The organism is Chitinophaga barathri (assembly GCF_003807585.1).
Classification (GTDB): domain Bacteria; phylum Bacteroidota; class Bacteroidia; order Chitinophagales; family Chitinophagaceae; genus Chitinophaga; species Chitinophaga barathri.
In genome coordinates this window covers 616,793-640,024 of sequence record NZ_RMBX01000003.1, presented here as the reverse complement: position 1 = coordinate 640,024, position 23,232 = coordinate 616,793, and the positions used below count along the sequence as shown (strand labels likewise).

General features: G+C 53.5%; 14 protein-coding genes. 9 read left to right on the top strand and 5 right to left on the bottom strand.

Translation table 11 applies throughout. The features are described from left to right. Positions 1 to 308: 308 nt before the first annotated feature. Positions 309 to 863, bottom strand: coding sequence for an RNA polymerase sigma factor (locus EG028_RS08325; RefSeq protein ID WP_120515137.1), 555 nt, complete (start codon positions 861 to 863; stop codon positions 309 to 311). A gap of 311 nt (positions 864 to 1,174) precedes the next feature. Between EG028_RS08325 and EG028_RS08320 the strand changes: the two genes are divergently transcribed. Beyond that, positions 1,175 to 1,945: a hypothetical protein gene (locus tag EG028_RS08320; RefSeq protein WP_120515136.1), complete on the top strand. Its 771-nt coding sequence runs from the start codon at positions 1,175 to 1,177 to the stop codon at positions 1,943 to 1,945. 406 nt (positions 1,946 to 2,351) lie between these two features. Here the strand turns inward: EG028_RS08320 and EG028_RS08315 are convergent, their stop codons facing one another. Continuing rightward, on the bottom strand, positions 2,352 to 2,918 hold the full coding sequence (locus EG028_RS08315; RefSeq protein WP_120515134.1) for a dihydrofolate reductase family protein: 567 nt from the start codon (positions 2,916 to 2,918) through the stop codon (positions 2,352 to 2,354). A 286-nt stretch (positions 2,919 to 3,204) separates the two neighbouring features. Between EG028_RS08315 and EG028_RS08310 the strand changes: the two genes are divergently transcribed. From EG028_RS08310 to EG028_RS08275, 8 genes are all read left to right on the top strand, one after another. Further along, positions 3,205 to 3,789 carry an RNA polymerase sigma-70 factor gene (locus EG028_RS08310; RefSeq protein ID WP_120515133.1) on the top strand — a complete coding sequence of 195 codons (585 nt, stop codon included), beginning with the start codon at positions 3,205 to 3,207 and terminating at the stop codon, positions 3,787 to 3,789. Positions 3,790 to 3,874: 85 nt separating this feature from the next. Next, positions 3,875 to 5,032 (top strand): FecR family protein, encoded by a 1,158-nt coding sequence (locus tag EG028_RS08305; protein ID WP_120515132.1) that lies wholly within the window; start codon positions 3,875 to 3,877, stop codon positions 5,030 to 5,032. Positions 5,033 to 5,252: 220 nt separating this feature from the next. Next, positions 5,253 to 8,666 (top strand): TonB-dependent receptor, encoded by a 3,414-nt coding sequence (locus EG028_RS08300; RefSeq protein WP_162946259.1) that lies wholly within the window; start codon positions 5,253 to 5,255, stop codon positions 8,664 to 8,666. A 23-nt stretch (positions 8,667 to 8,689) separates the two neighbouring features. Beyond that, positions 8,690 to 10,537, top strand: coding sequence for a RagB/SusD family nutrient uptake outer membrane protein (locus tag EG028_RS08295; protein WP_120515130.1), 1,848 nt, complete (start codon positions 8,690 to 8,692; stop codon positions 10,535 to 10,537). Positions 10,538 to 10,557: 20 nt separating this feature from the next. Beyond that, positions 10,558 to 10,944, top strand: a complete 387-nt coding sequence (locus EG028_RS08290) for a DUF5017 domain-containing protein (RefSeq protein WP_120515129.1) — start codon at positions 10,558 to 10,560, stop codon at positions 10,942 to 10,944. A 2-nt stretch (positions 10,945 to 10,946) separates the two neighbouring features. Next, positions 10,947 to 12,332 (top strand): enolase C-terminal domain-like protein, encoded by a 1,386-nt coding sequence (locus EG028_RS08285; RefSeq protein ID WP_120515128.1) that lies wholly within the window; start codon positions 10,947 to 10,949, stop codon positions 12,330 to 12,332. A gap of 32 nt (positions 12,333 to 12,364) precedes the next feature. Next, a complete protein-coding gene (locus EG028_RS08280; RefSeq protein ID WP_120515127.1) occupies positions 12,365 to 15,589 on the top strand; it encodes a polysaccharide lyase family 8 super-sandwich domain-containing protein in 3,225 nt (1,074 codons plus the stop codon). Between the two features lie 43 nt (positions 15,590 to 15,632). Then, positions 15,633 to 18,716 carry a PVC-type heme-binding CxxCH protein gene (locus EG028_RS08275; protein WP_120515126.1) on the top strand — a complete coding sequence of 1,028 codons (3,084 nt, stop codon included), beginning with the start codon at positions 15,633 to 15,635 and terminating at the stop codon, positions 18,714 to 18,716. A 48-nt stretch (positions 18,717 to 18,764) separates the two neighbouring features. Here the strand turns inward: EG028_RS08275 and EG028_RS08270 are convergent, their stop codons facing one another. The 3 genes from EG028_RS08270 to EG028_RS08260 all read right to left on the bottom strand — a co-directional run bounded on the left by EG028_RS08270 (position 18,765) and on the right by EG028_RS08260 (position 23,210). Then, complete coding sequence (locus EG028_RS08270) at positions 18,765 to 19,838, bottom strand: 3-oxoacyl-ACP synthase III family protein (RefSeq protein WP_120515125.1); 1,074 nt, start codon at positions 19,836 to 19,838, stop codon at positions 18,765 to 18,767. 186 nt (positions 19,839 to 20,024) lie between these two features. Further along, positions 20,025 to 22,430: a TonB-dependent receptor domain-containing protein gene (locus EG028_RS08265; RefSeq protein WP_120515124.1), complete on the bottom strand. Its 2,406-nt coding sequence runs from the start codon at positions 22,428 to 22,430 to the stop codon at positions 20,025 to 20,027. A gap of 111 nt (positions 22,431 to 22,541) precedes the next feature. Continuing rightward, the gene (locus EG028_RS08260) at positions 22,542 to 23,210 is read right to left on the bottom strand and encodes a response regulator transcription factor (RefSeq protein WP_120515123.1); all 669 of its coding nucleotides are present in this window, start codon (positions 23,208 to 23,210) and stop codon (positions 22,542 to 22,544) included. Between the last annotated feature and the right edge of the window lie 22 nt (positions 23,211 to 23,232).

The following is a 23,232-nucleotide window of genomic DNA, read 5'->3' as shown; positions in this document are numbered from 1 at the left end:
GGATTAGCATTGCGAACGGTCTTTTGACCAATGACGACAAATAATCTGATTCCTTTTTCCTCTTCTGTTTTTTTTACATAAAACTAAGTTCTTCCTATTTTATAGCCACTACAAACATAGGATGACGCGCTTTGCGCTTGAGGCACTCATGTTGAGTATCAGCACCGAAGCAGGATTTTAGTCCGGATTCCAAACCTCTGCACTGAAAGTGCAGAGTATTTTAGTATTGTAAAAGAAGCATTTTACCTGCTTCAGAAAATGCTGATAATAGATGTCTATGATAACAGGTGAAAAAAGAGAAAGAAGGCCTAAAAAGAATTAGGCAGCGAATGCCCCCGGTAATATTCGTTCACCTTGCCTTTGAGGCGTTTGAGGGCGTTGGAGATCTGGTTGCGTACGGTTTGTTCGGAGATGGAGAGCTGTGAGGCGATCACCGGGGCGGAGAGGCCTTCTTCGCGGCTTTTGAGATAAACGGTGCGCATCTTTTCGGGCATCTGGTCCAGCTCGGCTTTTACCTGGGCGGCCAGTTCTTTGAGGGCCATGGGCGCCTGGCCGTTGTCCGTGGCGAAAGGCATGGTGCCGGTCAGTTCGCGGATATGAGTAGTTTGAGTAAGATGAGCGCGGAAATAATTGATGATCCTGTTGCGCAGCGCAATAAAAAGATACGCGCCGACGGTGCCGGTAATGTATAGACCGGAGCGTTTTTCCCAGAGATGCACAAAAAGCTCCTGTAAAATGTCTTCCGCATCCTGCGCGGAGCCGGTCTTGCCGGCCGCCTGCAACAGCAGCGGCTCCCAGTAACGCCTGTAGAGCTCCCGGAAAGCGTCGTGGTCATTCCCCCTGATCATCCCGATCAGATCCATATCTGAATAACTTTCCACTCGATCTTGATTGAAGATTGGTTCCTGTGAATTTATGCTATTCACGGGTTGAATTTACAAAGAATCCGGGATTTTTTTGGAAGAACCGGTACAATGCGTTCCCCCGCCGGCCGCATCTTTCATTTTTAGCCAACATCTAAAGCCGGTATAAGCCGGTTTGAATATTCTCTACTGCCGGTCGAACGGCCTTTAGATAAATTCCAACAGCGACCGAACTGCCTTTAGACAGGCATTAATTGCCCTCCCGGAGCGTTTCTCCGCTTTACCGTACATTCAGGCAAAAACGTATTACCATGGGAAAACAAACCAGTTTATTAAAGTTTACCGGCCGCCTGGGCGACGTGATCGGCTACCGGCGGAACGGCGAGTATTTTGTGCGCAGCGCGCCGGAAGAGGTACGGCAGACGCCTGCCACCCGCAGGGCTTCCAGGGCCTTCGGCATTGCCAGCAGGAGAGCAAGGTTTATCCGGGAAGCCATTGTGCCGCAGCTGCTGCTGCATTGTAACGGTTCGCTGGTGAACCGGCTGAATAAAACGATCATGCGGGCAGGCAGGGATTTCATTCCGGCTGTCCAGGGTTTTCGGTTCAATGCGCACGCGGGCGTGGAAAATGTCTTCACCATCCCGCCCGTATTCACTAAAGACGGCGTACTCCGCATTCCGCCGCAACCGGTCAGCCTGCGCGGGAAGTACACTCACCTGGAGATCAGCGTCATCACCACGCGTATCAGTTTTGAAGAACGGAAGGTGGAAGAAACAGACGTTTCCGGCGAGATCATCGATCTCACAAAACCGTTCGAAGGGATGGAGCTGGGATTTGCAGCGCCGGCCAAAGGCGTGCTGCTGGTGGTATTGCAGGTAAGAGCCTGTACGATGTGCAATGGTGTGATATATCCTTCGGGCGCCCGCAAACACACGGCTGCGGACATAGTAGCAGCGATTTCCGCTGTTTCGACGGTGAAAAAACAACGTGGTGCGCGGAAACAAAAACGCCGGGTGGGCAATGCACCCATGCTGTATGTTGCACCACTCACCCGCCGCGCGTTTACATCCCTGCGGGAATAATTCTTACCTCAACACATTGAACGCTTCTTTTACTGCTTTTAAATGACCTGGGGCATACAGCTCCGGGGAAACCTGTGCCCGGTCGTTAAGAAACCCCCTTATTTTGCCGCTTCTTTCCTCTCACTCACCTCCATCCATCTCCTTTACCTCATCATTTTCTCCCTTAAATTGTATTTGCACCACCGTTTTTTCACATCAAAGCATACTTCTCCTCACCTCCGGATCAACTACTGATCAACTCCACCTCACCTGCGCTGATCCTTCAGTGATCCTTCGCCGATCCTACTATGATCCTTCACGCATACTCCTGTCATCATGCGGTTATCCTGCCTGTGATTGGAGAATGTAGAGGATTTCACCGGAGGATCAGCGAAGGATCAGCGTAAGATCGTAAGCCGGTGGGTTACTATTTAGGTTGATAATGCAGCATCACAATGCCGCAGGGATACACGATCGTTTCTTTCAGCGTCATCTGTTGCCAGTCCTCCAGCCTGCTGAATATCGGCTCGCCTTTACCCAGCGCCACCGGGTTCACGAACAGGTGAAATTCATCCACCAGTCCTTCCCTGATCAGCGAAGAAACAAACGAGGAACCGCCGTAGGCCAGGATATCTTTGCCTTCCTGTTGTTTTAATGCCTTTACTTCATCCGCCAGGTTCCCTTTCGCCAGCGTGGTATTGCCCCATTCAGACCTTTCCAGCGTTTTGGTAAAGACCACCTTCTTCGCCGCCACGATGAACTCCGCTACTTCATGCATCGGATCATCGGGGCGGGTATTTACTTCCTCCCAGTAAGGGATGTAGTCGATGGCCAGTTTCCTGCCGATCAAAATGGTATCCGAAGAGGGGAGGAGGCCCAGTACATGCGGGCGGACCTCTTCCCAGGCCCAGGTAACCCAGTGCTGTTCGTCGTTTGGGCCGGTGGATACAAATCCGTCGATGGAGATCTGTACCTGTAATTTCAGTTTTCTCATATGTATTGTTTGTTAAATGGCGTGAATGGTGAGGGCAATGCAGTAGCAAGGCGCTGGTTCCGCGCATTATGCCTGTATCTTATATGCAAGTATGTGCTTGCAAATATAAAGGCAAGCATTCGCTTGCGCAAATATTTTTTTAGCAGGGTAACGCTATCGGCGATGTCATCAAAAACCTGGAAATGCTGAACGGGATAGTAGCCGAATTTTTACGGCAATAAGCGTTCTTTTTTATACTTTAGCCCGGATATCACCAGAATCGGTCACCAAGCCAGCCACCACGGGAATGTACGCGGAAATTCAGAATGAGACATACTTATTGCATGAGATGGCTGCGGGCAACCAGCAGGCCCTGAAAGCTATTGTAGAGGCTTTCTGGCCCAATATCTACGCCCATGCCCTGGCTTACCTCCGCTCGCCCGAAAAGGCCGAAGAGCTCACGCAGGACGTCTTTATCGCCATCTGGGAAAAACGCAGCACACTCCCCGGCATCGAAAACTTCCGGGGGTATCTTTTTATCACCGCCCGCAACAAGATCATTTCCCGCCTCCGTGAAAAACTCGGGGACGAACTTACCGGCGACGAAGCAGACGCTGCCGAGACCCTTTATATACCGGACAGCCAGCTGGAACTAAAGGAACTGAACAGCCTCCTGCGCCAGGGCATTGCACAGCTGCCGCCCAAAAGGCAAAGGGTATTTGAAATGAGCCGCCTCGAAGGAAAAAGCCATGCCGAAATCGCCGCCGAACTGAACATCTCCAAAGACACCGTCAGCGAGTACATCACCCTCGCCCTCAATTTTCTCCGGACTTATCTTAAGAACAACGGCAATCACCTGCATATTGTCATATTCTGCCTGTATTATATATAGCGGATAATAATATTCAAGAATTTTTGCCTTCCCATCCCCGGTACCTTTTTTCTTTTGCGTCTTTATAGTTAACTGCATATTCAACATGATGAACAAGGCACTGCTGGAGGAACTGACTGACAGATATATTACGGGCGCGGCCACCGCGGCCGAGAAGCAGCAGCTGCAAAGCCTGCTGGACGATCCTTTATACCTGGAAGCGTTTGAACAGATGGTGCTCAGCAGCCTCGAAGCGGAAAAATACCAGCAGGAGCCGGACGAACAGGTGTTCCGGCGTATTTATGCCGGCATCGAAAAACAGTTACGGCCCGCGCCGCGCGTACGCAGTTTAAAAACATACCTCGCCGCCGCGGCAGCCGTATTGCTGCTGATACTGGCGGGCGGCGCCTATGTCTTACTGAACAAAAACACTACGCACCAGCCGCCGCTTAGCACACCGCTTGCGGATGTACAGCCCGGCGGCAACAAAGCCGTACTCACCCTTGCCGATGGCACCACCGTAACGGTGGACAGCGCGGCCCGGCAGATCGCGCAGGGCGGCGGTACCATTCAGCAGCAGAACGGCCAGCTGCAATACACCACCTCCGCATCCATTCCAGATACATATAACACGCTCACCACGCCTCCCGGCGGCCAGTACCGCCTCCGCCTGCCAGACGGCACGGAAGTATGGCTCAACGCCGCTTCATCCATCCGTTTCCCCGTCACCTTCGCCAAAACAGAAAGAAAGGTGGAGGTGACCGGCGAGGCCTATTTTGAAGTAGCGCAAAATGCCGCTTCGCCTTTTAAAGTGATCGTGAACAAACAAACGGAAGTGCAGGTGCTGGGCACATCTTTTAACATCAACGCCTATACGGACGAACAGGATATAAAAACCACCCTGCTCAGCGGGAAAGTGAAAGTAATAGCCGGCAACACCGGCGTACAGCTTTCCCCGGGCCAGCAGGCAGTGAACAGGGCCGGCCGCGTGGAAGTGAATAAAAACGTGGATACGGATAAAGTGACCGCGTGGAAGAACGGGCTGTTCAATTTCCAGGATGCATCGCTGGAAGAAGTGATGCGGCAGCTTTCACGCTGGTACAACATAGAGATCATATACGAGAATGGCATACCGGACATGGAATTTTACGGTAAAATGCAGCGCGACATACCGCTCTCCGCCATGCTGAAAATGCTGGAGCGCGCGGAAGTGAAGTTCAGGCTGGAAGGAAACAACAGGCTGGTGGTTCTCACCGTCCAATAAACAAAACAGGCAAAAGAATAAGGCAAGCAATAAAAGCCAGGCATAAAATGAATACGCCCCGGATTAGGGCCCGGAGCGCATCGGTGACCTGGCGGACATGAATACGCACAGTCGTGGCAGACTGATTATTAGTCAACCAAATCAATGTAAATGTATGCAATTTAAAGGTATTTGCAGGGGCCGGACCGTGCCCTGGCCCTGCGCTCAAATGTTCCGCGCTATGAGGTACACCGCTTATCTGCTGCTCGTTTTTTTTCTGCATGTCTCGGGGAAAAATATCGCCCAGGTGGTCACTGTTTCCGGCAATAACATGCCGCTCACCAAAGTATTCAGCACCATCGAACAACAAACCGGTTACGTTGTGTTCAGCAACAAAAAAGTACTGAGCAACAGCCGCCCGGTAACGCTGCACGCGGTGAAGATGCCGCTTGCGCAACTGTTGGACATTGCCTTGCAGGGCCAGCAGCTGGGTTACGAGATCAGCAACAAAACGATCCTTATTTACAAAAAAGGGGAGACCGCCAGCGGCGCTGCGGCGCAGGCCGCACTGTTGACGCGGAACGTGACCGGTACGCTGGAAGACAGCGCGGCCGCTCCCGTGGAGCGGGCTTCCGTGAGACTGACACCGGGGAACAAAGGCACATCCTCAGACGGGCGCGGCAATTTTTTACTGGCGGGCGTGGCCCCCGGCAATTACACGCTGGAGATCTCCTGCCTGGGTTACCAGCCCTTGCGTATGCAGGTGACCGTAAATGAATCCGCGGACCTGCAGCTGGGAAAGATCCGCATGAAACAGCAGGCAAACACGCTCGGGCAGGTGGAAGTGGTAGTGGCGTACGGTACGGTGAAAAGAGCGGACCTCACCGGCGCCGTGGGCCAGGTGGACATGGCTGACCTCGCCAAAGCCCCCGTCGCTTCTTTCACAGAAGCGCTGGCCGGGCGCATCGCCGGCGTGCAGGTATCCTCGCAGGACGGGCAGCCGGGCAAAGGCATGGGCATCGTGATACGCGGCGCCAACTCACTCACACAAAATAATTCCCCCCTGTACGTGATAGACGGTTTCCCCATCGAAGACCCCGAGGACGGCATGCTGAACCCGGATGATATCGAAACCATCAACATTCTCAAAGACGCTTCCGCTACGGCCATCTATGGCTCACGGGCGGCGAACGGCGTGATACTGGTGGAAACAAAAAAAGGCAGGATCGGCAAGCCGGTAGTTACTTTTAATACCTCTTACGGCATACAGCAGGTGCAGAAGACCATTCCCGTGATGGATGCCTATGAATTTGTAAAATACCAGGAAGAGCTGAACAAAACATCGGCTACCAACGCTTATTTCCAGAACGGGCGCACGCTGGAATCTTACCGTGATATGGAAGGGATCAACTGGCAGGACCAGGTGTTCCGCACATCGCCGGTGCTGATCAGCAACATTGCCATCAGGGGCGGATCGGGGCAGACGAGATACTCTCTCTCCGGCTCCGTATACGACCAGGAAGGCATCGTGATCAATTCAGGATACAGCCGCTACCAGGGCAGGGCCGCCATAGACCAGGCTATCGGGCGGAAGCTGAAAGCGGGCGTCACCATCAATTACAGCCGCATCAATACACATGGCCAGCCCGTGGCGGAAGGCAACGGCCCCTCGTTCACCACCTACCTGCTGTCCCGCGCCTGGGGCTACCGGCCCGTAGCCGGCGATCCCAATACGGACCTGATAGATGATGACGGCGATATGGCTTTTATCAACCAGTACGACATCCGGCTGAATCCCATCACCACCAGCAACAACGAGTATAACAAAACCAGCACATCTGATTTCCTGGCGAACGGTTACCTTACTTATTCCCCCCTCAGCAACCTCGTATTCAGGTTTGCCGGCTCCATGTCCAACAGGCAGCGCCGGGGCGATCTTTTTTTTAACTCCAAAACCGTACAGGGCAGCCCGCTGAACCCCCGCAACATCAGGGGCCAGCACGGCTCCGTCACCTATACCGAAACAAGTATCCTTTCAAACGATAACACCGTCACCTACAATACCACGATCAGCAACGATCACAAAATAACCGCGCTCGGCGGCATCTCTTTCCAGGAATACAAAGCGGAAACCTACGGCTACGCCGCCCAGAACCTGCCGAACGAACAATTGCAAATGCCCGGCATGGACGAAGGCATTCCCTATACCGCATACGCCACTTCCGGCGAAAACTTTATCGCATCGTTCTTCGGCCGCCTGTCTTACAACTACCGCTCGAAATACATGCTGGAATTCACGTTCCGCGGCGACGGCTCTTCCAAGTTCGCCAAAGGCCACAAATGGGGTTATTTCCCCTCCGGTTCTTTTGCATGGAATATGCAGGAAGAGAACTTTATGAAAGGGCTCGCCTTTGTGTCCAATTCAAAACTAAGAGCGAGTTACGGCAGCACCGGCAATAACCGTGTAGGGAACTACGACGCGTATTCCGGCCTGAGCTTTCCTGTCGGGAATTCTTATTCATTCAACAACGGCACTCCCGGCAAAGGCGCGATCATCTCCGGCCTCGGCAACAGCAACCTGAAATGGGAAACCACCCGCCAGCTGAATATCGGTTACGATCTCGGCCTGTTCAACGACCGCGTGGAATTCACCGTGGACTGGTACCGCAAGGTCACCAGCGACCTGTTGCTTAATGCGGACCTGCCCGCTACCATGGGCATGCTGCAGGCGCAGCAGAACATCGGCAAGATCCAGAACCAGGGCGTTGAGTTCGGGTTAAAGACCGTCAACTTCAGATCGAAGGATTTTGAATGGAGCAGCAACTTCAACATCAGTTTCAACAAAAACAAAATACTGGAACTGGTAAGAGGACAGGAGGCGTTGTATTCCACGGTCAACTTCGAGACGCAATACAACAACAACCCGCCGTATATCTCACAGGTAGGCCAGCCCGCGGGCATGTTCTACGGTTACATTTTCGACGGCGTGTACCAGCTGTCCGACTTCAATAAATCCACATCCGGAACGTATACCTTAAAACCCGGCGTGTCCAACAACGGCGCCGCCGCCCAGCCGGGGCATATCAAATACAGGGACATGAACGGCGACGGTGATATCACGCCCGCGGACCTGGTGGTGATAGGCCGCGGCCAGCCCATCCATACCGGCGGGTTTTCCAACAACTTCTCCTACAAAGGATTTGACCTGAACGTATTCCTGCAATGGTCTTACGGCAACGACATCCTGAATGCCAACCGGTATATGTTCGAAGGCAACGGCAACATCCGGCTCAGCCTGAACCAGTTTGCCAGCTACCAGGACCGCTGGAGCGAAAGCAACCCGACCAACAAAAATTTCAAATCGGGTGGCCAGGGAACGATCGGCAGTTATTCATCGAGGGCTATCGAAGATGGCTCGTATCTCAGGCTCAAAACCGTTTCGCTGGGGTACAACCTCCCGGAGCATGTGCTGAAAACCCTGCACCTGAGCAAACTCAGGCTCACGGTGGCCGCGCAGAACCTGCTCACTTTCACCAATTACTCCGGCATGGACCCCGAAGTATCGGTGCGTAGCTCCGTGCTCACGCCGGGCTTTGATTTTTCAGCCTACCCGATCGCCAGAACGGTGGTGTTTGGCCTGAATGTTACTTTTTAATTCCTGACGCTCATACTATAAAAATGAAGTACAGAAATTTAATATTGTCCGCGTTGCTCCTGGCTGGCCTTGTTTCCTGCGTAAAGAAGCTGGACCGCAAGCCGAAGGATTTCCTGGAGCCGTCCACCTACTACAAAACGGCCGAGCAGCTGAACATCGCGCTGAACGGGGTGTACGATAATCTCGGTGTGCTGTATTCCAATCCCATCCATTTCCGCTTCGGGTTTGAGGGAGATGAGCACTGGTATGTAAAAAACTCCCCGCTGAGCGGATTGCATATTTATGATTACACGGCGGCCCACCCGGACTTCCAGAGCTTCTGGAGCAATCTGTACATAGGCATCGGCCGCGCCAATTACCTGCTGGCCAACCTTGACAACAACCCCGCCATCGATGCGGCGGTGCGCTCAAGGGTGAAAGGCGAGGCGCTGTTCCTGAGAGCGTATTATTACTTTATGCTCGTGCAGGGTTATGGTGGCGTGCCGCTGATCCTTACACCGCCGAAATCCGTGAGTGATGTGGATGCCCCAAGAGCTACGGCTAAGCAGGTGTACGAGCGGATCATCGCGGACATGACCGAAGCGGAAGGCCTTGTGGCGCCCATCCAGGAGCTGGGTTTTGGCGGCAGGGTGAACAAATCCGCCGTACGCGGCATCCTGGCGAGGGTATGCCTGCATATGGCCGGCCATCCTGTAAAGGAGATCAGTAGATACACAGACGCACGTAACTGGGCCAAAAAGGTAATAGATGATGCGGAGGCTGGTCATGCGCTGAACCCTTCGTATTCGGGCGTATTCATCAACCTGATCACTGATAAGTATGATATCAAAGAATCCTTATGGGAAGTGGAGTTTTGGGGGAACAGGTCTGACGCCTATACGGAGACCGGCTCTCTCGGTGATGTGAACGGCCCCGCTACTACCAATAGCCAGACAGGATTTGCCTACGCGGGCATCAAAGCCACGGCGGACCTGTATTACCGCTACGATGAAGGTGATGTAAGAAGGGACTGGTGTATCACGAACTTCAACTACGGCACCGCTGCGCAGCCTGCTAATTTTAAGAATTATGTGGCTTCCGTGAACCGCAATACCGCGTACAACCGCTGGCCGGGGAAATACCGCCGGGAATACGAGATCGTATTGCCGAAGAACAATACCGCCACGCCCACAAACTGCCCGCTGCTGCGTTTCTCGGACGTGCTGCTGATGTATGCCGAAGCGGAAAACGAAATATCCGGCCCCACAACAGAAGCTATTGAAGCGGTGAACAAAGTGAGAAGAAGAGGGTGGAGGACCAGCATTAAAGCAGTCACTATTACCCATGGCGGCGCCGGCTACACCGCCGCTCCCACAGTCACCATCTCCGGTGGCGGAGGCACAGGCGCTGCCGCTACCGCTACCATCTCCGGCGGCCGCGTGACCGGCCTCACGTTTGCGCCGGACCCTGTGTACGGAAGGACCAGGGGCGTAGGCTTCACGTCGGCGCCCACGATCACGTTCAACGGCGGCGAAGGTATCGGCGCTACGGCCACCGCAACGATTTACTCCGCTGTGGAAGCGGAAGTACCTTCTTCCGCCACGGCCGGCCCGGAGACATTCCGCAAATTCATACAGGATGAAAGATCGAGGGAGCTGAACGGGGAAACATACCGCAAAGCGGACCTGATCCGCTGGGGCATCTTCGTAGACAGGATGCACGAGCTGTCAGAGACGATAAAAACAGACCTTGGCAGCCTCACGACGCCCGCGTACCTGAATCTTTTTATCAAAGGGTATGGCCCGAATATCTCCGATAGGAACACGCTTTGGCCGATCCCTACAAGAGAACTGACCTTAAACAGAGCACTCACCCAAAACCCGGGATGGTAATGCATTAAAACGATATCCAAATGAAATATGTACAAATCATCTGTTTCATGCTGCTGGTAACGGTAGCCTGTAAAAAAGAAGTGTTGCCCGAAACACCCGATTTCAGGGTGAAATCAAGCGCCGTCACCTTCGAAGCGGGCAAAGAAAATGCATTTGAATTTGAAGGCACGGCGGGCATTATTTCCTTTTATTCCGGGGAGACCGGCCGTGAATACCTCCCGGAAACCGCACCGGATGGGATCAACAAAGCCATCCCGGTGAAAGGCAATTCCGATTCCCGGCTGCAGAAGTATACTTATACCTATGCCGTGAAAGGTTCATACAAAGCCTTTTTTGTGGCTAAAAACGCCAGTATCTACGGCACAAGGGAAGTGGTAAGAGAGATCAGCGTAACTGTTACAGATTAACCATGCACAGGAGACAATTTATACGGAACACCAGTATGGCGGCAGTGCTGTCCGCAAGCGGCATCGCCCGTGCGGCAGGCTATCCGGAGGAACTGAAGAAGATAACGATCACCCATGCCGATTCGGATTTTGAACGGGAGGCGCTGATGCGGCCGTTTGGTTTTAAGGGTGGTTACCTCACCGAGCTGTGGCAGGTAGCCTCCCGTTTGGAATCCGCATCCGGCCATAAGAAAACAGGCATCGCCACGCAAAGCGTACTGTACGGTGACGCGGAAATGTTTGCCGCGCATACGGAAACCGAAGGCAACGCCCTGATGTACCTCACCGCCATAAGGGCTTTGAAGCTGATCCGGAATACACCTTTCACAGACCCGGTGATGCTGCAGGAGTCCATCTTCCCGCAACTGCTGGTGGAGGCCAGGCAGATCACCGGTAAAAAAGACCTGCATACCAACTTCGTGTACAACGCGCTGGTGAGCGCGGATAACGCCGCCTGGCTGCTGTACGCGGCGGAAAACGGGCTGCATGATTTTGACGCCATGGTGCCTGCCGCATACAAAAAGGGGTTGTCGCACAGGAACAACAAAGTGGCGGTCACCTACCAGGTGCCTTACGGTATGCCGGTACAGGAGCTGAAACAGGCCACGGCGGATGGATATTTTGTCTTTAAGATCAAAACCGGCTATCCCGGTACACAGGCAGACATGCTGGAAAAAGATATGGAAAGGCTGAGCCAGGTACACCAGGTACTGAAAGACCTGCGCACGCCGCATACGGCCAGTGGCAAACTGATCTACACCCTCGATGCAAACGGCCGTTATGAAAAAAAGGAAGGGCTCATGCGTTACCTGGATCATGCAAAAAAAACAGGGGCGCTGGAACATATCCTTTTTTACGAAGAACCGCTGGCGGAGCACAACGACGAAGATGTGTCCGACACGGGTATCAGGATGGCGGCGGATGAAAGCGTGCACGACGAAGCAGGCGCCCTGCGCAGGATTGAACAGGGATATACCGCCATGGTGCTGAAAGGCATTGCAAAAACGCTTACGCTGTCCATGAAGATCGCCGCGCTGGCGGCCGAGAAAAACATCCCCTGCCTGTGCGCGGACCTGACGGTGAGCCCCGTGCTGGTGGAATGGAATAAAAACCTCGCCGCCCGCCTGATGCCTTTCCCTGGCATCGGTATGGGTATTATGGAAACGAACGGCGAAATGAATTACCGCAACTGGAAAAATATGTCCGCCTGGCACCCGCTGTCCGCCGCATCATGGACGCGCCCGCGCAATGGCGTGTTTGAGCTCAATGAAGATTATTACCGGCAAAGCGGGGGCATCTTTCTCCCGTCCGCCCATTACGAAGGCTTGTTTCACGACAGCCATTCATAACATCATCCTTTAATTCAATAAACACATCAGCTATGAAAACAATTTTATTGATTGCAGTAGTGGCATTGACAGTGTGTGGACAGGTTAAATCCCAACAACGCAGCGTTTCTTTTGATAGTGAGATACCGGTGAACTGGCAGACCAGCTCCGCTACGCCGTTATCCTTAAGCGCGGAGCACGTAAAAGGCGGTGGTAATGCTTTGAAATGGCAGGCGCAGAACGGCGATTACATCAGCGCCACCGGCCTGGCGATCCCTTCCTCGGAAGTGCGCAATGCCACCACGGGCCAGGCGCAGATATTCTTTTACCTGCCGGAAGCTACGGAAGACACGCTGCTGTTCCAGTTCATGGACGGCTCCGGCGTAGTGCAGCGGCAAGGCAAAATGTTACTGAACTTTAAAGGCTGGCGTGATTTTCACCGCTCTTATTATTACGATTACAACTTCGGTGATACACTGACCACCTTCGGGCTGGAAGAAATGCGTATCACCTACATCCCCAAAAATCCCGCGAATACCTGCACCCTGCACATAGACGAGGCCGTTATCATCGGCGACAACAACGTGCGCCTCCCCGGCCCGCAGGTGCTGCCGGATTATGCGCATTTCCGCAAACATGTGACCAATGCCCCTTACCTGAACGTATTGCCCAACTGGGTAGCAGGGCCTGACCTGCCCGTGGTAAGCGCCACCGGGCCGGAGCTTGCGGACCTCGCAGTGTTAAGAACCCGCTTTGCCCGCGGCATCGGCACTGTGGCGCCCACGCTCACCACTGTGAAAAACTATGTGACAGCCTGCCAGATCAGCACCAACCCGGATGGTACGCTGAACGGGCGCGGCCTTAAAAATATCTACAGGATCGACTCTATGGTGATATGGTCCACTTACATCAGCGTGCTGGCAAAAGCGTCAAAGGCCAGCGATGCGGATGCCATCGCCAAACTGGAACTGTTCACAAAATACCTGCTGGACGAAGGCATGGCGGAAGGAGGGAGGATCATATTCCAGACCAATTCCTATCCCAATGCCCGCACTTTCCCCGTTGGTTTCCTGGAAGCCCTGCCATACTATACGCCCGCTGTCAGGGCGCAGGTGCTGGACATGCTGAAATGGAACAACGAATACAGCGTGATCTATGGCGCCACTTTCACGGAAGGATACAGTGTGGACTTCCTCAATCTCCGGATCATTTTCCTGTTCGAACTGGCGCTGGCAAACCCGGATGACGATGTGGCGGTAAGGGATGTGAAGATGGTGAAACGTTACCTGGAGCGCAATACCGTTCCCGGCATCGGCGGCCGCGACGGCATGAAACCCGACGGTGTGGGGTATCACCATGGCTCGCAGCATACCAGTTACATGGCCGCATGGGGCAGGTGGATAGATATGGCGGAGAAACTGAAAGGCACGGTGTACAGGGTGGACCTTGCTTCTTATGAGAATCTCAGTAAAGGGATTACCTACCTGCTTGCCGGTTCCTCCAAAGGCGTGCTGTATGCACACGCCGAATCCGGCAGGAATCCTTTCCCGGCTGCTTTACCGATAGATCTGGGGCGTTTCCAGAAGTTCGTGCTCATTGGTGGGGATATCAAGGGCGAGCCCGCGGACCAGGAGATGGGCGCTTTTTATAATTCGGTGACGGGTACCAGCACTTTTGACGTGTCTCCCAAGTCCGCCGATGGTTTTTATCAATACAATTACGGCGCTCTGGGCATCCAGCGGAAAAACAACTGGACGGCGGTAATGAGAGGGTTCACCAGCAAGATCTTCGGGGCGGAAATATACAGCTTGGAAAACCGCTATGGCCGTTACCAGAGTTATGGCACACTGGAAGTGCTGTACGGCGGCACGTCCGCAGCCACCGGGTATATACTCGCGGGCAAAGGCTGGGACTGGAATGTGATGCCCGGCACCACCACCGTTCATTTCCCGAACTACGACAGCCTGCAGCCGAAAAAGACCACCGCGATGGAGTTTCAGAACAACAACTTCGCCGGCTCCCTGTCCCTCGGGCAGGAAGGTATATTCGGCCTGAACCTCGATGAAAAGGCGAATGGCAATTACGGCCCTTCCCGCCTGAAAGCCAAAAAATCCGTGTTCGCCTTCGACAGCATTATGATCTGCCTCGGCAGCAGCATCAACGCTATCAATAATATGGGCAATGTAGCCACGAACCTCTTCCAGGCGATAGACTCCACCACCAACCCTGCCATTTATGTGAACTCCACCACGCCGCTTTCCACCCAGCCCTATACCCAGGACTTCGATACGCAGCCCGCCGGTATCTGGCTGCTGAATGCGCAGACCACCGGTTATTACATCCCGCAGGGCAACGGCATAGTGACCGTGGTAAGAGGACAGCAGTCCACACCGAAGGAAAACGTTGCCAATCATAACCTACCCAACTCCTTTGCAACCGCGTATGCCAGCAAGGCCTGGATAAACCACGACCTTAATCCCGTGAACAAAAAATATCATTTTGTCGTGGCCCCGGGCATTACGCCGGCCGATATGCAGGCACTGGCCACACAACTGGCGGGCGGCACGTTATACAGCATACTGAAACAAACGGATACCATGCACATTGTGAGATACAACCCGCTGGCGCTGACAGGGTATGTATTTTTTAAAGCGACCACCGCCGTCAATACCGGGCATGTGAAAAGCGTGTCCGCCGTATGTGTGGCCGGTATAAGAGAAAATGGGGATACGATCACCGTAACGGTGAATTCGCCCGACATGAATATTACAACGGAAACCGCTTTTAACTACTACTGGAAATCGAATCCGCGCACGGTGACCCTGGTGCTGAACGGCAACTGGGATGTGGTGGAGAACCTTTCAGGAGCTTCCATCACGCACTCGGCTACTACCGCCACTGCTTCATTCACGCTTCAGCATGGTTTTTCACAAACCATCAAGCTGAAAGTGCCGGATGGCGCGCGCCGCGCACAGGCAGTCGCGGATTCCACCGGGATTATTGCCAAACAGCAGGAAGACGGTAAAGAAAAAAGATTTACCGTCTTCCCGAACCCGGCCAGCAAAAACATGGACGTGGAATTCACCGCGGTAAAAGCAGGCATGGCGCATATCCGGATATTTAACATGCAGGGTGCGCTGATGCAGTCAAAACAAATATCATTCAAACAAGGTCTGAACCGCAGCCCCGTGGATGTTTCAGGCCTTAAAGCCGGCAGTTACGTAATTGTGCTGACGGGTACGGATATACAGGAGCGGGGAATATTTATTAAACAGTAATGTGGTCATCCCGGTAGGGATCGTGTTTTTAAAAGTATAAAAAATGAATGTGAGCTTAAAAGTATGGATGGTGTGCGTAAGCCTGGTTGCCTTTGGCACAGCCTGCAACCAAAAGAACAAAAAGCAGAAGGATGGATCGGAGGCCGCGTCCCAATTGCCGGAAAGCGATAATGAAGATGTGGCCCGGTACATGCAGTCGTTCAGCGGGGTGGGTGCGCTCAGCGATTCCTCCGAGCCTACGCTGCCTGAAAAAACGCTCGCGCATTTCAAATACCCCGATGACCTTGCGCTGGACCTCGTACTGTCCGAACCGCAGGTGGTACAGCCGGTAGAGCTGAGCTTCGATCATCGCGGCAGGCTGTGGGTGGTGCAATATCATCAGTATCCCTATCCCCGTGGGTTGAAAGTAACCAGCGTGGACAATTACCTGCGCGTAAAATTTGATAAAGTGCCCGCGGCCCCGCCGGAAGGCGCTAAAGGCGCGGACAAGATCAGCATCTTTGAAGATACGGACGGCGATGGCAAATATGATAAAACCACAGATGCCATCACGGGACTGAATATTGCAACGAGTGTATTAACGGGCCTCGGCAAAGTCTGGGTGTTGAACCCTCCGTATCTTCTTGCTTATCCGGATGCGGACCACGACGGCATACCCGAAGGCGCGCCGCAGGTATGCCTGGAAGGGTTTGGTCTGGAAGATACCCACGCGGTGGCGAACAGCCTGCGCTGGGGGCCGGACGGCTGGCTCTATGGCGCACAGGGCAGTACCACTACGGCGAATGTGAGCTCTTCCGTTTCAAAGAACGTGGCATTCCAGGGGCAGGCAGTATGGCGTTATCACCCGGTCACGCAGGTGTTTGAAGTGTTCGCCGAAGGCGGCGGCAATACGTTTAATGTCGAATTCGACAGCAAGGGAAGAGTGTTTTCCGGCGACAACGGTTACGACAGGGGCCCGAACTTCAAACAGGGCGGTTATTACCAGAAAAGCCTGGGGAAACATGGCCCTTACACGAACGCATATACTTTCGGGCATTTGCCCAGCATGCCGCTTACGGGCGAAAAGAAACGTTTTACGCACTCGCTGATCCGGTATGAGGAAACTGCCCTGCCGGAACGGTATAAGGGCAAAATGATCGCCGTAAACCCCTTGCTGAACTTTGTACAGCTCACCCGCTTCGAACAGTCCGGCTCTTCTTACAAAAACATCGACGAAGACCAGGTGCTGAAAACGGACGATCACTGGTTTCGCCCGGTGAACATCAAAGCCGGCCCGGATGGCGCGGTGTACCTGGCGGACTGGTACGACAGCCGTCTTTCCCACGTGGACCCGCGCGATACCTGGCACAAATCTTCCGGAAGGGTATACCGCCTGCGGAACAAAACAGGCGAAAGGACTGTACCCCCGTTTGACCTGGGTAAGTATACACCGGCGCAGCTGATAGCTTTATTAAAAGATGAAAACAAATGGTACCGCCAGCAGGCGCAGGTACAGTTTGCCAACCGTGGGGACAGGTCGCTCGTGCCCGCGTTGCTGCCGCTGCTCCGTACCGGCGATGCACAGACCGCGTTGGAAGCGCTTTGGGCGATCAATGGCTGCAAGGGTTACAACGATGATGTGGCATTGATCGCGCTGGCGCATAAAGACCCGTATGTGCGGTACTGGGCGGTGAGGCTGGCAGGAGATAACAAATCGGCTTCCCCCTTAGTAACGGAGCGGCTTACCAAACTGGCGCAGGCGGAGCAGCACCCTGAAGTGAGGAGCCAGCTGGCCTCCACGGCCAAACGTATGCCCGGCCCGCTCGCGGTGGCGATGATAGCAGGTTTGCTGAAAAGCGGGAACGACGCGGCCGATCCGGACATCCCGCTGCTCACCTGGTGGGCGGTGGAAGCCAAAGCGGAAACGGACCGTGACCTTGTGCTCGCCATGTTCAAAAACCGCCAGGTGTGGCAGAATAAAACCGTACAGGGAACGATCCTCAAAAGACTGGTACAACGATACGTAATGCCAGGCGGCGAAACAAATTACGCCGCCGCCGCACAACTCATCGAAATGGCACCTTCTCCCGCCATGGCTAAGATACTGATCGGCGGGCTGAGCGAAGGCTTGCGCGGCAAGGATATAACCGGTCTTTCACCCGCCCTCACCAAAGCCATCCAGCCTTACCAGGCGGAGCTGTTCGGCGCGCCGCTGGCACTGGCGGTCAAACAGGGGGATGCCAAAGCGATAGACCAGGCCATTAAGATCATCAGCGACGGGAAAGCGGAACCCCGTCACCGCCTGGCTTACATCCGCATCATGGGCGAAACCGGCCGCGAACAGGCGGTACCGGCATTACTGAAAGTAGTGGCAGCGGGAAATTCGTCGGGAGCATTAAAAGAAACCGGCCTCCAGGCATTACAGTATTTCAGCGCCCCTGAAATAGGTACAAAGATAGTGGCGGCCTACCCGCAGCTGCGTGGCGATGTAAGCGTGCGGAATGCCGCCGTAGACCTTGTTTCCAGCAGGGCGTCATGGGCTGCCTCTTTCCTGGATGCAATAGAAAAAACAAAAGTGATCAACAGGGATGATGTGAGCGAGCAGGCCGCCCGCAAGCTGAAACTTCTGAAAGACGAGAAGATCAATGAACAGGTGAACCGGCTGTGGCCAAATGTAAAACTGTCTTCCACAGCGGAGAAAAACGAAAGCATCACCCGGTATTTAAAACTCATCAAAGCCGGCGGCGGCAATGTGGCGAAAGGGAAAGTACTGTACCAGAGCACCTGCGGCGCCTGCCACCGCCTGTTCGACGCCGGGGGCAACATTGGCCCGGACCTCACCGGTTACGACCGCGACAATATGAACAGTATGCTGCTGAATATCATTGATCCCAATGCGGATATCCGGGAAGGATACGTGATCCACCGCATCGTGACCACAGACGGGCGTACGCTGGAAGGCAAGATCGTATCGCGGAACGGCAATGCCATCACCCTTCAGCCCATGGGCGGCAAAGACATGATCCTTTCCGCAACGCAGGTGAAAGAAATGAAAGCGCAGCAGACCTCCGTGATGCCGGAACGCCTCCTGGACCGCTTATCGGACCAGGAAATAAAAGATATCTTTTCCTATATCATGAAAAAGTAGCAGAGAGAGAAGCCGGGGAGGTTCATCGGAACCATTCCCCGGCTTTAGTTATATGCGGTAACATACGGCGTTGATATTCATACCGGCACCCACTGAAGCAAACACCACGATATCCCCGGCCGCCAGGTTGTGCTGCGGCAGCTCGCCTTTGCGCACCATGTCGAAGAGGGTGGGGATGGTGGCCACGGAACTGTTTCCCAGCTCATGAATGTTCATGGGCATTACGTTTTCCGGTACTACGGGCTGCTGGTACAAGGCGTATAATGCTTTGATAATAGCCTCGTCCATCTTTTCGTTTGCCTGGTGGATAAAGATCTTGCGCACGGAGGCGATGGGCACGCCCGCATTGTCAAGACAGCTTTTAATGGCAACGGGTACATACTTCAGGGCGAACTCATACACTTTCCGCCCCTGCATCTTGATGAACCGGACGCGTTCGTCGGAGCCGGGGTAGTTGGATTTACCCATATTGATATACGCCAGTTCATTGACGGTATACGATTGCGCGCTGCTGCCCAGCAGGCCCGGGCCGCCGTCGGTTTCCCGCGCTTCCGCGATGCAGGCGCCCGCGCCGTCGCTGAATATCATACTATCCCGGTCGTAGATGTCGATCACGCGGCTGAGCATTTCCGTGCCGATGATCAGGCACCGTTTGGCCGCATTGGCGCGGAAATAAACGTCCGCCTGCATGAGGCCCTGCACCCAGCCCGGGCAGCCAAACAGCAGGTCGTACGGTATACAGGAAGGATTACGGATGCCCAGTTTGTGTTTTACATGTGAGGCCAGGGAAGGCACGGCGTCCATCTGGATGGTGTGTTTCACCACGTTGCCGAAGTTGTGCGCTACAATAATGTAATCGATGGTTTCGGGGTCGATGGCGGCATCTTCGATCGCTTTTTGCGCGGCCAGGCAGGCCATGTCCGAAGCACTCATTCCTTCCTGGGCGTAGCGCCGTTTCGAGATGCCGGTGATCTTCCGGAATTTCTCGATGATCTCCTCTGCCGCGTTGGGAATGGGTTCCTGGCTATTGGTATAAAAATCGTTCACCGCAAATTCCCGGTTTTCTTTAATAACAGGCGGGATGTAACTCCCGGTCCCTGTAATGACAGTTGAAATACTCATTGGAAGTAATTTTACTCGTTACGCCAGCTGCCACAATTCCTGCAAATAGTTCAAGCTGTTTGATATACATAACGGGAAATTAGGAATAAACCCCCATATGAGCGTCAAATTTGGATTTTATTAGAAGAATTCTAATAAGAAAGGATGGCCTACACGGAATTATCCATTTTACATTAAGCTGTTTTGTTAAAATTTATAACCATATCCAAGGCGGATCACCTGTGTTTCATAATAATCCGTGCTGATATAACGGAAGCCTTCCCCGTTCACCGTTCTTTTTATCCGCAGCGTATTGGCAATGTCCGTCGCGTTCAGGATCAGCTCGCCTTTTCCTTTCTGGATAATCTTTTTTACGCCCATATCGATCGAAAAGCGGGCGCCGATCTCTCCCTGGGGAATGATGTCCGGGGAGAGGTAAATAGCGGAAAACTGGAGGTCTGTCTGTGCGCCGAGGTGGAACAGGCCGTTGAGCTTCACGTTGCCGGCGAACATATCCTGTTTTTCGGCGGTGAAGGTGTTTTCGACCGGGTATTTGTTCACTACGGTAAACGCATCGATGATATGCCGGTAGCCGTTCAGGTTTAGGTTCAGCGACGCCAGTTTGCCGAAGTTGTGTGAAATGATGATCTCCGAACCGGTGTTGTAGCTATGCCCGGCATTCTGGAAAATATTGTAGATCAGGTTGCTGCCCGGCACGGTGCTGCCGATCCTCGTAATGGTCGCATCCATCCGTTTGTGGTAGAGTGATACGTAGAAATATCCCTCCGGCCAGCTGGTTTTGTAACCCGCTTCGAAGGAATTGGTGAATTGCGGGCGCAGCGCGGGATTGCCTACTTTGATGATTTCCACATCGTCGTATTTCGGGAAGATGCGGATGTCCACTTCATTTGGCCGGTCCACGCGGCGGCTGTAGAAGAGGGATATTTTGTTGTCCGGGTCTATTTTGTACGCCAGCCGCAGGTTCGGGAAGGGCTGGGTGTAGTGGTAACCATCGCTTTTGTAGGTGCTGTGCTCCGGGTTCACGTCGTATTGGATCCTGACGTATTCCAGGCGAAGGCCGGCTTCTACTTCAAATTTGTTGCTTTCCAGCACATAGTTGCCATACACGGCCGGGATGGTTTCCCCGTAGTTGGCCCATCCGCCCGCGTTGGTATCCAGCGGGGAGTTCACGCCGGGGATGAACTGCATATTGGTGGGAATGTAACGCCTGCGGAATTTCAGGCCGCCCTCCAGGCGCCCGTGTTTCAGCGGCTGGATATAATCAAGCGTGAAGTCCGCCACATGTTCGTCGGAGAGCAGCTTAAAAGAATCCACACCGGTAAAGGAAGGATTGATGTTTTTAAAATAATACTGTTCGTCCTCGCGGTGAAAGGTGTAGTTAAAAGCGGCATTCAGTAAACGGCCGGGCTGCCTGAACTTATGCTGCCAGATGGCGGAAGCGGTGGCGGTGGTTTTTATTTCGTCTTCGAGGAACTGCCAGAGCCTGTCGCGTTCGGATAAGCGGCCGTTAAAAAAAGGCTCGTCCCCGTGATCGATGATCTTTTCGCTGCTGAACAGGCCGGAAACGGTGAGGGTGTTCTGATCGTTGACGAACCAGTCCAGACCTGTTTTGACGGTAGCGAAATTGGTGTTCCGGTTACGTTTGGTCTGCTGGCGCACGGTATCGCCGTTATCGTAATAACGGTCTACAAATTCGTTTTTGTTTAGGGTTTCCGTGTACAGGTCGTCCGCCTGCAAAAAGAAGTTCACTTTGTTTTTCCGGTAGTTCAGCGAAAGGGAAGGGTTGATCTTCGGCGTGCGCTGGTATTGCGGGCGGATGTCCGGCAGGTTTTCCTTTTTTACCCACAGTGCGCCCAGGCCGGCCGTGAGGCCAACTTTGCCGTTAAACCCATCCTTTTTTTCTTTTTTGAAAATGATATTGATGATGCCCGCATTGCCATTGGCGTCGTAGCGGGCGGAAGGGTTGTTGATGATCTCTATTTTTTCGATGGAAGAGGCGCTGATGTTCTCCAGGCCGGATTGTCCGCCGAAGCCGGTGAGGGCGGTCTGTTGCCCGTTTATCAGCACCATCACCTTATCGCTGCCGCGCAGCTGTATTTTGCCGTCCTGGCCCACGGTGATGCCCGGCAGGTTTTTCATGGCTTCCATCGCGGAGCCGCCGGACTGGCTGATGTTGTTCGCAAGGGTAAAGGTCTTTTTGTCCATTTTGGCGGCGATAGCTTCCTGTTTGGCGGTCACCTCCACCTGGCTCAGCTGTTTTACATCTTCCTGCATATCTATTTGCCCGAGGTCCAGGAAAGCGCTCAGCTCGCCTACCAGCAGGGGCTTGAACTGCGGTACATACCCGAGGTAATTGAGCTTCAGCAGGTAATTGCCTTTTTTAACGGAGGGGATGGAAAAACGCCCTTCTTCATTGGTAATGCTACCGGTAATGAGGACGCTGTCCGCCGGGCGCAGCAGGGTCACGTTCACGATGGGCAGCGGCGTGTTTTTAGCAGCGTCTTTTACCTGCCCGGAGATAGTAGCGGTCTGGGCTCCGGCCGTGGCGGCCGACAGGAGGAATAACCAAACGATCGAATAAAGCCTGGACATTGGGTGGATGTTTTAATGGCAAAGTTGCAAACCGAATTAGAAGAAATTTAGCATGCTGCCATTTCACATAAATGGAAGAAGTTCTTTTTCAGGGGCTGCTCTTTTTACTGGTTATTCTTCCCATTTATACCCTGTGCCGTATACATTTTTCAGGTAGTTTCCGTAACCGGCATCGGTGAGTTTTTTACGCAGGTTTTTGATGTGTGCGTATACAAATGAATGGCTGTCCAGCATATCGGCGATGTCGCCGGAAAGATGCTCAGCCAGGGCGCTTTTGGAGATCACCCTGTTTTTATTGCCCATCAGGTACAGGAGCAGTTCCAGTTCTTTTTTAGTGAGCGGGATTTCTTTGCCGTGAACGGTCACTTTTTTGGAGAGCAGGTCTATGCTCAGTTCCTGTTGTATGATCAGGTCCGCGTTGGAGAAATTTTTCCTGCGTATCACGGAGTGGATGCGTGCGGCGAGCTCCGAGAGATGGAAGGGTTTGGCGATGTAATCGTCGGCTCCTTTTTTTAATCCTTTTACTTTATCGTCCAGCGCGTTGCGGGCAGAAATGATGATCACCCCGTCCTGCCGGTTCAGCCGCTTGAATTCTTCGAGTATCCTGATGCCGTCTCCGCCGGGCAGCATAATGTCCAGCAGGATGCAGTCGTACTCATACAGCCCGATCTTCTCCAGCGCCTGCGAATAGGTGCCGGCGGTTTCACAGGTATAATCGGCCAGGTACCCTGTTATGCTGGACGCCAGATCGGTCTCATCTTCAATCACCAGGAGTTTCATGAGGTAAAATTATACCCCAATT